The organism is Microbacterium sp. NPDC057659 (genome assembly GCF_042799915.1).
In the GTDB taxonomy this organism is placed as follows: Bacteria; Actinomycetota; Actinomycetes; order Actinomycetales; family Microbacteriaceae; genus Microbacterium.
In genome coordinates this window covers 41,570-55,991 of the sequence record NZ_JBHVHU010000005.1, presented here as the reverse complement: position 1 = coordinate 55,991, position 14,422 = coordinate 41,570, and the positions used below count along the sequence as shown (strand labels likewise).

Sequence of the window (14,422 nt, the reverse complement as noted above, 5' to 3'; positions counted from 1 at the left end):
GGTCTCGCGCGGGTCAGGCCTTCGTGGCGGCGCGCTCGTCGAGGATCGCGGCGTGGTCGCTGCGCCGGAGGTAGTCGCGGATGGCGTCCCGGCTGCGGCTGAGGCAGGCGATGCGCTCCTCGATCCCGTCGAGCTCGGTGGCGAGCATCTCGGCGACGGTGCGCGGGCAGGTCGGCTGATGCATCGCCGCGGCGTCGTCGAGCGCGAGTATCTCCTTGACCAGCCGCGTGGTCAGCCCGGACTGCACGAGGCCGGCGATGCGCCGCACCTGCTCCACGTGCGCCTCGTCGTAGGTGCGGTAGCCGTTGGGCTCGCGGTGCGGGGCGAGCAGGGACTGCTGCTCGTAGTACCGGACGAGGCGGGGAGAGACCCCCGCGCGCTCCGCGAGTTCGCCGATCTTCATGAGTCTCCGATCGATCTTCGAACAAAGCTTGACATTGACACTAGTGTCATACTTTACCGTCGTCCACATGACGGACAACACCCCTCTCCTCGCCGGCCCCGACGGCGCCGGCATCCGCCCCTCCGCCACCGATCGCCTCCCCTGGCGGTCTCTTCTGATCCTCGGCGCGGCGACGTTCACCATGGTCACCGCGGAGATGCTGCCGGCCGCTGTGCTCCCACAGATGAGTCGCGGGCTGGGCGTGAGCGAGGCGCAGGTCGGACTGCTCGTGTCCATCTGGGCCGCGGCCGTCGTGATCGGCAGCTTCCCGCTCGTACGCGCCACTCGGAGGCTCGATCGCCGTGTCGTCATCGCCGCAGCACTGGTGGCGCTCGCGGGCTCGACGCTGCTCACCGCCGTCGCGCCGGTCTACGCGGTCGCCGCTGCTGCCCGCGTGCTCGGCGCGCTCGCGGTCGGGTTGCTGTGGGCGACGACGAACGCGCTGACCGCCGATCTCGTCCCCGGTCGCAGCCTCTCCCGGGCGGTTGCCGTCGTCCTCGGTGGAGCGACACTCGGGACGGTGATCGGTGTCCCGCTCGCCAGCGTGCTCGCACAGGCCGTCGGCTGGCGGGCCGCGTTCGTCGGCGTAGCCGGCGTCGCCGTCGCCGCCGCCCTGGCGGTGCGGTTCGTGGCTATGCCGGGCGACGCGGAGGGGAGCTCCGCAGACGGCGCGGACGGCCGCCACGCGAGCGGCCGCGAGCCGGTGAAGGGCATCGGGCTGCTGCTGTCCGTGACGCTGCTGGTGGCGCTGCTGCTCGTCGGCCACTACGGCGCCTTCACGTTCATCACGCGCCTCGTGGAGCCGACCGCGGCGGTCGTTCCCGGGGGAACCGGCACCATGCTGTTCCTGTTCGGACTGGCGTCGGCGGCGGGCATCGCCCTCGCGGGCCGGTTCGGAGAGCGCACCCGGCTCGCGCTCGTGATCGCGGCATTCGCCACGGGAGCCGCAGTGCTCGCACTCTCCGTCGTCGAGGTCCACGTCGGCGTCGGGATCGTCGTCGTGATCGCGTGGGCCGTCGTCTCAGGGGCCCTTCCTGCTCTGGCACAGACGATCATCATGCGGCTGGCCGGCCCGGAGCGACGGGGGTTCGCCGGTGCGCTGATCCCGGTGGTGTTCAATCTCGGGATCGCCGCCGGCGCAGCGCTCGCCTCGTTCGTGGTCGCCGGACTGGGCATCGCGGCGCTGCCGCTGGTCGCGGCCGCCGTGATCGGCGTCGCCGCCGCAGGGCTGGCGCTCGCTCTCCTGCCGCGCGGTGCAGGGGGCGCGCGGTAGCTCGGCACGGCCGCGCCGAGCCCGATCCCTCCGGGCACCGGGGGCTCCCAGGTGGCACCGGTACACTGGAGGGGTCGGCTTCGGGCAACCGCGTATCGCGGATCGTGTTCTGAATGTGTAGCCCAGGGGCCGATGGTTCATCACCATCACATGAATGGCCCCCGGCCGACGACTGCCCGGGTATGTCCGCCGCGCGCTGCGCGGAGCGGACGCTGTTCTCGTGTGTTCGAGACAGAGTAGGAAACTCCCGTGCCCAAGAATCACAAGCCCAAGGGCGGCCGCCCGTCGGCCAACTTCGAGCCCCGCTACGCCAAGAAGACGTCGTTCCGCGACCGTCACGCCGGCGGTCGTCCCGCCGGTCGCGACGAGCGATCGGATGCCGGTGAGCGGCGTACCCCGAGCGGCCCCGGCAGCCGCTCGCCGAAGCACCGCGGCTACCGCCCCGAGGCCGAGGGCGCGCAGAAGCAGCGCTGGGGCGCATCCGAGCGCGCCGGTCGCGACGAGGCCCGCGGCATCCGCAACCGCGCGGAGTCGGGACGCCGCGAGGCTCCGCACCACGACCGCCGGCCGGACGATCGCGCGCCCCGCAACGACCGCTACTCGGGCGACCGCTCGGGGTACGGCACGCGTCGGTACGACGACGACCGTCGATCGTCGGGCTCGTACGGCAACCGGAACGACCGGAACTCCTCGCGTGACGGTGCTCGTCGTGACGACCGCGGTGGTCGTCCTTCGTACGGCGATCGCGACCAGCGTCGTTCCTACGGTGATCGTGACGACCGTCGGTCGTACAACGACCGGAACTCGTCGGGCGACCGCGGCTACGAGCGCAACTCGTCGCGTGACGGTGCTCGGCGCGATGACCGCGGTGGTCGTCCTTCGTACGGCGATCGCGACCAGCGTCGTTCCTACGGCGACCGTGACGACCGTCGTTCGTCGGGCTCGTATGGCGATCGTGACGACCGTCGTTCCTACGGTGACCGGAACGACCGCAGCTCCTCCCGCGACGGTGCTCGCCGTGACGACCGCGGTGGTCGTCCCTCGTACGGCGACCGCGATCAGCGTCGTTCCTACGGGGACCGCGACGACCGTCGTTCGTCAGGCTCGTACGGTGACCGCAACGGCGCTCGCCGCGACGACCGTGGTGGCCGCCCGTCCTACGGCGACCGCACCGAGCGCCCCCGCCACTCGGACGACCGCCACAGTGCAGCATCCCGACGCGAGCGCGACTCCCGCCCGACCCGCAGTGACTGGAACCGCCCGGCGACCGTCGCGGCGCAGCAGCAGGTCGAGGATGTCGTGCACGAGCGCCTCGAGGCGCAGACCGTACAGGCCGCAGAGGTCGCCGATGTGACCTTCGCCGACCTCGCTCTCGGCTCGAACATCGTCGAGGTGCTTGCGAACATGGGCGCCGAGAAGCCGTTCCCGATCCAGGCCGCGTCGATCCCGGCCGTGCTCGAGGGACGCGACGTGCTGGCCCGCGGTCGCACCGGCTCGGGCAAGACCATCGCCTTCGGCGCTCCGCTGGTCGAGAGCATCCTGCTCTCGCAGAAGGGCAAGAAGCGCGAGTTCGCCCGCGCTCCGCGTGCGATCATCCTCGCCCCGACCCGCGAGCTCGCCCTGCAGATCGACCGCACGGTGCAGCCGATCGCCCGCAGCGTCGGCCTGTTCACCACGCAGATCTACGGCGGCGTGCCGCAGGCCCGCCAGGTGGGTGCGCTGAAGAAGGGCGTCGACATCGTCATCGGCACCCCCGGCCGCATCGAGGACCTCATCAACCAGGGCAAGCTCGACCTCTCCGAGGTGCGCATCGCAGTGCTCGACGAGGCGGACCACATGTGCGAGCTGGGCTTCGTCGAGCCGGTCCAGCGCATCCTGCGTCACACCGGCACCGCCCTGGAGAACGGCGCTTCCTCGCAGAAGCTGCTGTTCTCGGCGACCCTCGACCGTGAGGTCGCGTCGCTCGTCGACGAGTTCCTCGTCGATCCGGCGGTCTTCGAGGTCGCCGGCGAGACGCAGGACTCGGGCACGATCGACCACCGCGTGCTGGTCGTCGAGCACCGCGACAAGGCCGACATCCTGTCGTCGCTGGTCGACCGCGACGGCCGCACCCTCGTGTTCAGCCGCACCCGCGCGTTCGCCGAGATGCTCGCCGAACAGTTCGAGGATGCCGGCATCCCGGCCGTCTCGCTGCACGGTGACCTGAACCAGGCCAAGCGCACCCGCAACCTCGAGAAGCTGACCCGCGGCAAGGTGAACGTGCTGGTGGCGACGGATGTCGCCGCCCGCGGCATCCACGTCGACGACATCGACCTGGTGGTGCAGGCCGACGCTCCCGACGAGTACAAGACCTACCTGCACCGCGCCGGCCGCACCGGTCGTGCGGGCCGTTCCGGCACCGTAGTCACGCTGATCACCCGGCACCGCCGTCGCCGGATGGAGGAGCTGCTGGAGCGCGCCGAGATCGACGCGCCGTTCGAGCAGGCCGCCCCCGGCGACGACATCGTCGAGGAGCTCGCCGGTCGTCTGCCCTCGGACGCCGACCTGACCGCCTGACGTTCGCGTTCGATGCCCCTCCCGCCTCCACGGCAGGAGGGGCATCGTCGTACCGGCCCCTAGGCTGGCCGGATGGAGTTGCAGGGAGTCGTGTCGGCGGGATGGTTCTCGATCGCATTGCTCGCGGCCGCGGTCGCGGGTATGCAGGGGCGAGGCAAACTGTGGTGGTTCTTCATCACCGCGATCTTCGGCCCGCTCGCGCTGTTCTTCCTGGCGATCTGGTCGGAGCCCTTGCGCAAGAGGGGTGCTGAAGACTGAGCGTCGCCGAGCTCAGCCCAGCTCGTGCTCGTGCACCGCGGTGGTCAGCGTCGTGCCGTTGAGGTCGAGGTAGAGCACGCTCTCCGTCACGGTGAGCGTCATCGTGTTCCGGCGCTCGAGCAGCGGGGTCGCCGAGTCGATGAAGCCAGGATCGAAGCTGTAGACCCGCAGATCCTCGGCGCGGTGGATGCGCTTGTCGGCCCACGGCGCCATGACCTTCGCCGGGTCGCGGTGCGTGTAGACGACGGTGCGCTCGGCCAGCCTGCTGCCATGGTGCAGGCGCTCGGCGTCGGGGGCGCCCACCTCGATCCAGACGGTGATCGCTCCGGTCAGGTCGCGCACCAGCACGGCCGGCTCCTCGGTCGACGACACGCTGCCACCGAACGTGATGCCCTCGACGTACTCCAGTCCGTAGGCGAGCACGCGGGTGAGCATGAACGCGTCGGTCTCGGATGGATGCCGCGCGACGCGCAGCGAGAAGTCGTCGTAGACGCCGCGGTCCATGTCCGCGAGCTGCACGTCGAAGGTGTGCATGGTGGAGCCGATTGCCATGCTCCGAGCCTACGGGCGCCTCGAGTGCGCCACGTCCCGACGAGTGCACCACGTGTCGACGTCCGCAGATGGTGCGGTCGACGACAAGGGGTTCAGTCGGTGCTCAGAACAGCATCTCCGCGGCACCCGGCCCGGCCGCGGCGACGGGCGCGGCGGTGCGCTCGCGCATGATGCCCCGCATCCGCTCGTCGTCCTCCGCCTCGGCGTACAGGCCGTGCGACCGGATGAGCGGCCGCATCCGCCGGGCGAGCCACTTCTTGTAGTCCTTCGGCGCCTCGGCCGCCGCGCCCGGGTACAGCGCGCGGTACGACGAGACCAGATCCGGCCGGTACTGCTCCAGCCACTGGAAGAACCACGGCTTCACGCCGGCCCGAAGATGAAGCACGCCGTACACGACGTGATCGGCTCCGGCTTCCTTGATGCGGGACAGCGCGGTGTCGATGTGTGCCACGGAATCGGTCAGATGCGGCAGCACGGGCATGAGGAAGACGCCCACGCGGAATCCGGCATCCGTCAGCGCGCGCACCGTCTCGAGTCGCGCCTGCGTCGACGGAGTGCCCGGCTCGATCGCGTGCTGCAGCTCATCGTCATACATCGCGATCGACATCTGCACGTCGACCGGCACCCGCTTCGCCGCCTCGACGAGCACCGGGATGTCGCGCCGCACCAGCGTGCCCTTCGTGAGCAGCGAGAACGGCGTGCCCGATGCGGCCAGCGCGCGGATGATGCCGGGCATGAGCCGGTACCGGCCCTCGGCGCGCTGGTACGGATCGGTGTTGGTCCCGAGCGCGACGGTCTCGTGCTTCCAGGATCCGCGTCGGAGCTCCCGCTCGAGCACCTCCACGACGTTCGTCTTCACCACGATCTGCGAGTCGAAGTCGTGCCCGGCATCCAGGTCGAGGTACTCGTGCGTCCCCCGAGCGAAGCAGTTGTGGCTGATCACGCCGTTTGCGACGAAGTCACCGGTACCCGTCGTGATGTCGATCAGGTCTTGCTCGCCCTCGAGCCGCTCCACTGACACGACGCGTAGGTCGGCGACAGTCTTCACGGCCGTGCCCTCGATCGACGGATGGTCAGCGCCGCCCCCGAACCCCAGCAGGCGATTGTTGATCGTCAGGTGCGGCCGCTGGCCGCTGTCGGCATCCGTGACGTGCTTCCACCCGCGCTCGGTGAGAAATCGGTGATCGCCGCTCGCGACCAGCTCGGTGCCGTCGGCCAGCGTCACTCGATATGCCGGCTTGTGCGTCCCCCACTTGGCTTCGATCCGCGTGCGGACATACCGGCGGTACGATCCCCGTTTCTCGGTGCCGATGATCTCGTCGCCCACCGAGAGGTCTCGCAGTGGGCGCTGCCGCCCGTCCGCGCAGAGGATGAGGGTGTCCGGGGATAAGCAGTACACGCACGCATGACTGCATCCCCGGTACGGGTTCACGGTCCAGCTGAACGGCATGCGCGAAGCGGCGGGCACGCGGTTCAGCGCGGACTTGGACAGCACTTCGTGGAAGGTCATCCCGGCGAACTCGGGCGTGGTCACCGAGCGCACGATGCCGGTGCGGTTCTCCAAGCCCGGGAGCGCGTCACCGTCGGCCTCGTCGATCGTCTGCCCCTGCCACCGCATGCATTCATTCGAACAAAACAACGACGTTAAGTCAAGGAGCACTAGTCATTCCGTTCGATCAGGAATGCTGCGTCGGCGTGCGCCAGAATTGACCCATGAGCGTCATGCAGCCCCGGCATGCCGCGTCGCCTCCTCGAGCCGCGTTCTACGCCCTGCCCATCGGCCTGCTGGTGACGGCGCTGGCCTCGCTGTGGGCGCTGGCCGCACCGGGCGGCATCCCCGATCCTGCCCACGCGGCGGCCCTGGTGCCCCCGGCGGCCGCCTCCGTGCAGCAGCTGCCCGCCATCAAGATCGAGTCCGTGGCGGTCGTCGATCCCTGCGCGGATCCCGACGTCACCGCAGCGCTGGCCGCGCGGAACGACTCCGCGGTGATCGCCGCCTTCGGAGGGGCGGACGCCTTCCGCACCTCGGTCGCCTCGGGCGGGGCGCCGTGCGTGCCGATGAACGACCCGTCGCATGTGTGGGTCGTCGTCAACAAGGCCCGTGCGCTCGACCCGCTCGACTACGCGCCTGGATCGCTCGCCGGCAGCGGTCTGACCACGACGACGCGCTCCGGCACCGCGCGCGACGATGTCGCCTCCGCGCTGGCGGAGCTCGCCGCAGCGGCGGCGGACGCCGGCGCCGGCCGCATCGGCGTCAACAACGGCTACCGGTCCTATGCCCTGCAGGTGCGCACCTACGGTCAGCACGTGCAGAGCGAGGGCCGAGCGGGGGCTGACGCCGTGTCGGCCCGTCCCGGGCACAGTGAGCACCAGACCGGACTCTCGGCCGACATCGTCGCGTGCAGCCCGAGCTGCGGCGGCATCCACTCCTTCGCGGGCACGTCGCAGAGCGACTGGGTCGCCCAGCACGCGTGGGAGCACGGGTTCATCGTGCGCTACGAGGACGGGCGGACCGCCACCACCGGCTACGTCGCCGAGCCGTGGCACGTGCGGTACATCGGCAAGGAGCTCGCCGCGGCCTATCACGCCGGAGGGTTCCACACCCTCGAGGAGTTCTTCGGGCTGCCCGCCGCCCCCGACTACGTCGGCTGACCGGCGACGGCCTGCGCCGCGGCATCCGCCCGTGCGGCGGCCCGGCGCAGCATGGCCGCGCCGGCCAGGCCGAGCAGCAGGAATCCGGATGCGATGATCAGCGCCCAGCGCACGCCGTCGGTGAATCCGGCGGACAGCGCGGCCACCGCATCCGCCGTGTGGGTACCGAGCGGACTCGACGCGCCCTGCGCGCGCAGCTGCACGATGCTGGTGCCCGCCGACTCACGCGTGGCCGATGTCAGCTGGTCGGCGGCGCTGCCGGTCAGGCCCGCCGCGCTGAGCGCGGACGGGAGCGTCAGCGCCAGCGAGATCGACAGAGCCGTCCCGGCGAAGGCCGTGCCCAGCGCCGAGCCGATCTGTCGCACCGTGCTCTGCGTCGCGGAGCCCTGCCCCGACACGTCGACAGGCACGTCGCGCAGCACGGTTCCGGTCAGCTGGGCGGATGCGAGGCCGAGCCCCAGGCCGTACACGACCAGCGGGAGCGCGATCACCCATCCGGGAGTCGTCGGCTGCATGATCAGCACCAGCGCGATCACGCCGGCGACCTCGAGCCCCAGGCCGATCAGCACGACGCCCGGTGCGCCGAACCGCGCCGCCAGATGCCGGGCCGCAGCCCCGGACGCGAACGCCCCGAGTGCCATCCCGGCGAGCACGAGACCGGCGCCCATGACGTCCATCGCGAGCGCGTTCATCAGGTACAGCGGCAGCACGAAGATGATCGCGAACTCGCCGACCGCGACCATCGCCGCGGTCAGGTTGCCCCACGAGAACGTCGGCAGTGTGAACAGCTTCAGGTCGAGCAGCGCCGCCCGCCGCACCTTCTCGCGATGCCGCTCCCAGCGCACGAACAGCAGCAGCGCCACCACCGCGATCGCGAGCGCGACCGGGACGGGTGAGAGCGGAGCATCCGCCGGCCAGGTCCAGCCGAAGATCCTCATCTCGGCCTTGGACGACCACCAGCCCAGATCCGGTCCCTCGATCACGGCGAACACCAGCGCTCCGAAGCCGATCGCGCTCAGCAGCGCGCCGTCCACGTCGACGCCGGGCAGCGGCTCGGCGCCGCGCGTCTCTGGCACCAGCAGGATGCCGCCGATCAGCACCAGCAGGCCCAGCGGCACATTCACGAGGAAGATCCAGTGCCAGGACGCCCACTGCGTCAGCGCACCGCCGGCGAGCGGGCCGATCGCGGCGGCCCCCGAGATCACTGCGCCCCAGATGCCGAACGCTGCTGCACGGTGCCTGCCGCGGAACACCGCGTTCACCGTGGACAGCGTCGACGGCATGATCAGAGCCGCCCCCACGGCCTGCACCGCCCGGGCGCCGATCAGCGAACCGGCGGATGCCGCGGCCGCGGCCAGCACGCTGCCGCCGATGAACACCATCACGCCGAAGAGGAACAGCCGTTTGCGGCCCCAGCGGTCGGCGAGACGCCCCGTCGACAGCAGCAGAGCCGCGAGCACGACGGCGTAGAGACTGTTCACCCACTGTGCATCCGTGAGGTTCAGATGGATGTCCTGGATGATGTCCGGCAGGGCGACGCCGACGATCGTGCCGTCGAGCACGATCATTCCCAGCCCGGTGGCGAGTACAGCCAGGCCTGCCCAGTCGCGGCGAGAAGGTGCGGTCACCCTCTCATCACAGCACTCGCCCGCGCGCGAGTGCATCCATCATTCGATCGAAATGCCCGTCTTGCGGCAATCGACAAACGTGGAACCGAGTGCCGCGGAACTTGGAATGCATAGTCACAACGGACTGCCGTCAGGGCATCCGCCGACCATAGACTCACGGCATCGAAGACGCTGAATCACGCCTGGAGGAGTGACATGGAACGCGACATCTACGAAGAGGACCACGAAGCCTTCCGCGACCTGGTCAAGGACTTCGTCAAGCGCTACGCCACCAACGAGAACATCGAGAAGTGGGAGGCCGCGGGCGAGATCGACCGCGCCACCATGCTCGCCGCGGGTGAGGCCGGCCTGATCGGGCTGTCGGTCCCCGAGGAGTTCGGTGGCGCCGGGATGCTGCAGGACTACCGCTTCCGCACCATCGTGATGGAAGAGGTCATCGCCGCCGGAGCGGGCTCGCTCGCCGGCGCCTTCGGCATCCAGGACGACCTGGCCGTGCCGTACCTCGTGCACATGGGCACGCAGGAGCAGAAGGAGAAGTGGCTGCCCCGCATGGCCACCGGTGAGGTGCTCGGCGCGCTCGCCATGACCGACCCGGGCGCAGGCTCCGACCTGCGCGGCATCAAGACCAACGCGAAGAAGGTCGACGGCGGCTACATCCTGAACGGCGCCAAGACCTTCATCTCGTCCGGCACGACCGCCGACATCGTCGTCACCTTCGTCAAGACAGGTGAGGGCAATCGCCCCGACGCGTTCAGCCTGCTGATCGTCGAGAAGGGCATGGAGGGCTTCGACCAGGGCAAGAAGCTCAGCAAGATGGGCTTCCACGGCTGGGACACCGCCGAGCTGAGCTTCACCGACGTGTTCATCCCCGAGGAGAACCTGATCAGCGGCAAGGAGGGCATGGGCTTCATCCAGTTGATGATGAACCTGCCGCTCGAGCGCCTCTCGATCGGCGTCGCCGCCGCTGCCGCCATGCAGGCGGCGTTCCAGTGGACCCTCACCTACACGAAGGACCGCGAGGCCTTCGGCGAGCGCATCGCCGACTTCCAGAACACCCGCTTCCGCCTGGCCGACATGGCCGCGATGACGGATGCCACCTGGGCGTACATCGACCGCGCGCTGCTCGCCTACAAGGACGGCAAGCTCTCGGCCGAGGATGCTGCCAAGGTGAAGTTCTGGGCGACCGAGCGCGAGTGGGAGCTGCTCGACATGGGCGTGCAGCTGCACGGCGGCTACGGCTACATCATGGAGTACCCGATCGCGAAGGCGTTCACCGACGCCCGCGTGCACCGCATCTACGGCGGCACGAACGAGATCATGCGCGACCTGGTGGGCAAGCAGCTCGTCGGCAAGCGCTGACACCCGCTCACGCGAAGGGCCGCCCGGATGCATCCGGGCGGCCCTTTTGCGTGGTGGTGATCCGCCAGCCACCTCACGACGTCTCGTCTCACGGGCTGCGCTCCCTCGCTCAATGACCGAGGCGGTGTCGGACCGTCACGGATGCAGGCGGAAATGACGACTGCAGGCGGACACGCCGCCGTTCGTGGCCCGGACCGGCCGAACCGCCGGCATCCGTTACGGGCCTCAGGTGCTCGGCCGCGCAGCGGCCTCGCGGGAGGCCCGGGACGCCGGTGACGAGGCGCCGACCTTCCAGTAGCCGGTGAAGCTGACGAGGCCCTTGTCGGCCCCGCGCTCGCCCACGAGCATCCGGCGGCCGCCCGAGGCGAGCGCCTGCTCGCCCGCGAGATAGGCGTGGAACGGCGCGTCCGGCAGCTGCTGCGCGCGCAGAGCGGCGAGTGCCGCGGCGCCCGGCGCCTCCCCGGCGGAGCGCGTGACCCAGCGCAGCTCCACACCGTGCGGATGCCGGAAGTCCAGAGCGTCCGCGAGATCCCCGACCTCGACGATCGCGACGCCGGTCGCGGAAGCGGGCAAGGAGGCGCAGATGCCGGCGATCGCCGGCAGCGCGGTCTCGTCGCCGACGAGAACGACCCGGTCGGTGCCGCGTTCGGGGTTGAAGCAGAGGCCCTCGTCGATGATCAGTACGTGCTCGCCGGGTCGGCAGGTCTCCGCCCAGCGGGATGCCGGGCCCGCCGTGCCCTCGGCGGCCGAGCCGTGCAGCACGAAGTCGACGTCGATCTCGGCACCGGTCCCCGCCGTCGCCGGTCGGTGCGCGCGCACGGTGTAGTTGCGCATCACCGGGCGCACGCCGTCGGGGATGCGCAGGAACTTCAGATATCCCAGCATCCCGTTCGCCTTCGGCGGCACCCGGTCGAGCGCGGCCTCGCCGCCGAGCGGCAGGAACAGGCGGAACCACTGGTCGTGGCCCATCGGGCGGAACCGTTCGACGTCACCGCCGCCGAACGTGACGCGCACCCAGCGCGGTGCGATCCGCTCGGTGCGCAGCACGGTCAGGTGCAGCAGCTCCTGCACGTCGGGCTTGACGATCTTGGCGAGGGTCATGGCAGCTCCCAGGGGAAGGTCGCGAAGAGGAGGACGGCGGATGCCGCGAGCACGGCGACGGTGAACACCGTGTCGCGCACGCGCCACGGCACGAGGTGCCGCTCGGTGCGGGTGGGGTGCGCGCCGAAGGCACGGGCATCCATTGCGAGCGCGACACGCTCGGCGTGCCGGATGCCGCCGGCGAGGAGCGGCACGATGTAGCCCCAGCCTCGGGCGAGCCGGGCGAACGGTCCGCGCCCGCCGTGGTGGCCGCGCACCCGGTGCGCGGCGCGGATGATCGACAACTCGTGTCCGAACCTCGGCACGAACCGGTAGGCGGCCAGTGCCGTGTACCCGATCCGGTACGGGACGCGCAGCTGCTGCACGCCCGCGCGCACCAGGTCGGGGCCGGTCGTGGTGAGGCCGCCGATCAGCGCCAGCGCGAGGATCGCGCCGAGGCGCAGCGCGGTGGCCGCGCCGATCGCGACGGCGCCGGCGCGCAGGGTCCAGCCGCCGATGCTCAGGATGCCGGGGGTGCCGGTGACCAGCGCCGGTGAGACCCAGAGCGAGAAGCCGAGCGTGATCAGGGCGAGGCCCACAGGGACGGCGACGAACAGCAGAAGTGCGATGCGACGGGTCAGACGGGTGCCGCTGAGGATGACGAGGTAGGACAGCGCGATGAACAGGGCGGGAGTCAGGAGGTCACGCGTGAACACGAGCAGCACGATCGCCGGCACGACGGGGAGCGCCTTGGCGAGCGGGTTGAGATGGTGGAGCCAGAAGCGCCGGGGCGTCGGGGTCTCTGCGTAGGGATCCGGGGCGTCGCCGTGGTCCGGCGCGTGCGCGGATGGATTCCGCTGCTCCGGGGGTGCCGTTGGCGACGTTTTCCATCCGGGCGCGGGGGGCGCGGATGGATTTCGCGGGTTCGGCGACGTCGTGGGCTGCGGTTTCCATCCGGGCTGCGTGTCCGCGGGTGGCGTTCGCCGCGGGCGCGCGGCGGATTCGCGGACCGCGCGCAGGCCGGCGTCGACGAAGGACTCGTCGGCGGCGAGGATGTCGGCGGTCGTCCCGGATGCCAGGATGCCGCCGTTGCTGAGGACGACGGTGTGCGTGGCGTGCTCGGCGACGAGGCGCAGATCGTGGGTGACGACCACGATCGTCGTGCCCTCGTGCTGCAGGTCGGTGAGGAGGGCGAGCAGCTCGGCCGCGCGGTCGCGGTCCTGTCCGAACGTCGGCTCGTCGAGCACGAGCACCTGCGGCCGGGTGATGATCGCGGTGCCGACGGACAGGCGGCGCTTCTCGCCGCCGGAGAGCAGGAACGGATGCGTCTGCGCCTTGTGCGCCAGGTCGAACCGCTCCAGCACCTCCGTGACGCGTTCCTCGATCTCGGGCTGCGGCACGTGCTGAAGTCGCAGACCGTGGGCGAGTTCATCGAACACCGTGTGAGTGATGAACTGGTGCTCCGGGTTCTGGAAGACGAAGCCGACCCGGGCTGCGAGCTGCCGGGGTGCTGCCGTGCCGGCGTCCAGCCCGGCGATGCGCACCGTGCCCGCCGCCGGCGGGACGACTCCGGCGAGGGCCTGGATGAGGGTGGTCTTGCCGGCACCGTTCGCGCCGACCACTGCCGTGAACGAGCCAGCCGTGATCTCGAGATCGTCGATCAGCAGGATCTCGTCGTGCTGCTTCCGTACGCGCAGATCGCGGACGGACACCACGGGGGTGCGCCCTTCGTCACGTCGCTGCGCTCCTCGCTCAGGGGCTGGGACAAGAGCATCGGGCCCTGAGCGAGCGGAGCGAGCGCCGTGCTGAGCGAGCGAAGCGAGACGAAGCGACGAAGGGCGTTCCACCCACGCCGCAGCATCCCCGTCGAAGACCACCGCCCCGTCCTGGCCCAGCTCGATCACCCGCGTCGCGAACTCCAGTGCGGCTTCGTACTCGTGCTCGACGAGCAGCACCGCCCGATCGCCCGCCGTGACGAGCTCGGCGATCGCGGCGTGCACCTCGGCCGTGCCCTGCGGGTCGAGATTCGCGGTGGGCTCGTCGAGCACCAGCATCCGCGATCCCATCGCGAGCGCGCACGCGATCGCGAGCCGCTGGCGGCCGCCGCCGGACAACAGGTCGGGGTTCCAGCCGCGACGCTCCCACAAGCCGACGCGGCGCAGCGCGGCCTCGGCGCGGCCGAGCACCTCGTCCACCGGCAGCAGCTGGTTCTCCAGCGCGAACGCGACCTCATCGAGCACCGTGCCGGTGACCAGCTGCGCGTCGGGGTCCTGGAAGACCATCGCGACGTGCTCGCTGAGCCGAGCGACAGGGGTGTCGGCGCTGTTGAGCCCGGCGACCTCGACGGTGCCGGCGATCTCGGCGGGCACGGACTGCGGGATGAGTCCGTTCAGTGCGAGCGTCAGCGTGGACTTTCCGGATCCGCTCGGCCCGAGCAGCAGCACGACCTCGCCGGCGCGGATGTCGAACGAGACCTCCCGCGGCGACGGATGCTCGGCACCGGCGTGGGTGATGCTGAGGTCACGCACGCGGAGCAGGGGCGCGGATGTGCGCACGGCGGAACCTCGGGATCAGGGCGCTTGGCGGAGCTGTACCCCTCCAACTTAGCTGAGCCTAACCTGC

At 70.6% G+C, this 14,422-nt stretch carries 11 protein-coding genes; 5 read left to right on the top strand and 6 right to left on the bottom strand.

Annotated features, from left to right (window positions below; genetic code table 11):
* Positions 1–13: 13 nt before the first annotated feature.
* On the bottom strand, positions 14–403 hold the full coding sequence (locus ACFVAE_RS17770) for a MerR family transcriptional regulator (protein WP_378895146.1): 390 nt from the start codon (positions 401–403) through the stop codon (positions 14–16).
* A 67-nt stretch (positions 404–470) separates the two neighbouring features.
* Between ACFVAE_RS17770 and ACFVAE_RS17765 the strand changes: the two genes are divergently transcribed.
* The 3 genes from ACFVAE_RS17765 (at position 471) to ACFVAE_RS17755 (ending at position 4,529) form a co-directional block, all read left to right on the top strand.
* Positions 471–1,715 carry an MFS transporter gene (locus ACFVAE_RS17765; protein WP_378895143.1) on the top strand — a complete coding sequence of 415 codons (1,245 nt, stop codon included), beginning with the start codon at positions 471–473 and terminating at the stop codon, positions 1,713–1,715.
* A 249-nt stretch (positions 1,716–1,964) separates the two neighbouring features.
* Positions 1,965–4,271, top strand: a complete 2,307-nt coding sequence (locus ACFVAE_RS17760; RefSeq protein ID WP_378895140.1) for a DEAD/DEAH box helicase — start codon at positions 1,965–1,967, stop codon at positions 4,269–4,271.
* Positions 4,272–4,343: 72 nt separating this feature from the next.
* Entirely contained in the window at positions 4,344–4,529 is a 186-nt protein-coding gene (locus ACFVAE_RS17755) for a hypothetical protein (protein ID WP_378895137.1), read from the top strand.
* Positions 4,530–4,541: 12 nt separating this feature from the next.
* Here the strand turns inward: ACFVAE_RS17755 and ACFVAE_RS17750 are convergent, their stop codons facing one another.
* Both ACFVAE_RS17750 and ACFVAE_RS17745 read right to left on the bottom strand, forming a co-directional pair.
* On the bottom strand, positions 4,542–5,081 hold the full coding sequence (locus tag ACFVAE_RS17750; RefSeq protein WP_378895135.1) for a YaeQ family protein: 540 nt from the start codon (positions 5,079–5,081) through the stop codon (positions 4,542–4,544).
* A 103-nt stretch (positions 5,082–5,184) separates the two neighbouring features.
* Complete coding sequence (locus ACFVAE_RS17745; RefSeq protein ID WP_378895132.1) at positions 5,185–6,699, bottom strand: Rv2578c family radical SAM protein; 1,515 nt, start codon at positions 6,697–6,699, stop codon at positions 5,185–5,187.
* A gap of 95 nt (positions 6,700–6,794) precedes the next feature.
* Here ACFVAE_RS17745 and ACFVAE_RS17740 point away from each other — a divergent pair, with 95 nt between their 5' ends.
* The gene (locus ACFVAE_RS17740; RefSeq protein ID WP_378895129.1) at positions 6,795–7,733 is read left to right on the top strand and encodes a M15 family metallopeptidase; all 939 of its coding nucleotides are present in this window, start codon (positions 6,795–6,797) and stop codon (positions 7,731–7,733) included.
* Here the strand turns inward: ACFVAE_RS17740 and ACFVAE_RS17735 are convergent.
* Positions 7,721–9,397, bottom strand: a complete 1,677-nt coding sequence (locus tag ACFVAE_RS17735) for an MFS transporter (protein WP_378895126.1) — start codon at positions 9,395–9,397, stop codon at positions 7,721–7,723. The two genes, ACFVAE_RS17740 and ACFVAE_RS17735, sit on opposite strands and share 13 nt — an antisense overlap.
* 159 nt (positions 9,398–9,556) lie before the next feature.
* On the opposite strand from ACFVAE_RS17735, the gene ACFVAE_RS17730 reads away from it, so the two are divergent.
* Positions 9,557–10,720, top strand: coding sequence for an acyl-CoA dehydrogenase family protein (locus ACFVAE_RS17730; RefSeq protein WP_378895123.1), 1,164 nt, complete (start codon positions 9,557–9,559; stop codon positions 10,718–10,720).
* 225 nt (positions 10,721–10,945) lie between these two features.
* Here the strand turns inward: ACFVAE_RS17730 and ACFVAE_RS17725 are convergent, their stop codons facing one another.
* Positions 10,946–11,821: a siderophore-interacting protein gene (locus ACFVAE_RS17725; protein WP_378895120.1), complete on the bottom strand. Its 876-nt coding sequence runs from the start codon at positions 11,819–11,821 to the stop codon at positions 10,946–10,948.
* Positions 11,818–14,355: an energy-coupling factor transporter ATPase gene (locus tag ACFVAE_RS17720; protein ID WP_378895118.1), complete on the bottom strand. Its 2,538-nt coding sequence runs from the start codon at positions 14,353–14,355 to the stop codon at positions 11,818–11,820. The genes ACFVAE_RS17725 and ACFVAE_RS17720 overlap by 4 nt, the downstream gene beginning before the upstream one ends.
* Positions 14,356–14,422: the final 67 nt, after the last annotated feature.

Excerpts from the sequence above, each read along its gene's own strand:
- ACFVAE_RS17770 (WP_378895146.1), bottom strand. The coding sequence starts at position 403 with ATGAAGATCGGCGAACTCGCGGAGCGCGCGGGGGTCTCTCCCCGCCTC.
- ACFVAE_RS17765 (WP_378895143.1), top strand. The coding sequence starts at position 471 with ATGACGGACAACACCCCTCTCCTCGCCGGCCCCGACGGCGCCGGCATC.
- ACFVAE_RS17755 (WP_378895137.1), top strand. The coding sequence starts at position 4,344 with ATGGAGTTGCAGGGAGTCGTGTCGGCGGGATGGTTCTCGATCGCATTG.
- ACFVAE_RS17750 (WP_378895135.1), bottom strand. The coding sequence starts at position 5,081 with ATGGCAATCGGCTCCACCATGCACACCTTCGACGTGCAGCTCGCGGAC.
- ACFVAE_RS17745 (WP_378895132.1), bottom strand. The coding sequence starts at position 6,699 with ATGCGGTGGCAGGGGCAGACGATCGACGAGGCCGACGGTGACGCGCTC.
- ACFVAE_RS17740 (WP_378895129.1), top strand. The coding sequence starts at position 6,795 with ATGAGCGTCATGCAGCCCCGGCATGCCGCGTCGCCTCCTCGAGCCGCG.
- ACFVAE_RS17735 (WP_378895126.1), bottom strand. The coding sequence starts at position 9,397 with ATGCACTCGCGCGCGGGCGAGTGCTGTGATGAGAGGGTGACCGCACCT.
- ACFVAE_RS17730 (WP_378895123.1), top strand. The coding sequence starts at position 9,557 with ATGGAACGCGACATCTACGAAGAGGACCACGAAGCCTTCCGCGACCTG.
- ACFVAE_RS17725 (WP_378895120.1), bottom strand. The coding sequence starts at position 11,821 with ATGACCCTCGCCAAGATCGTCAAGCCCGACGTGCAGGAGCTGCTGCAC.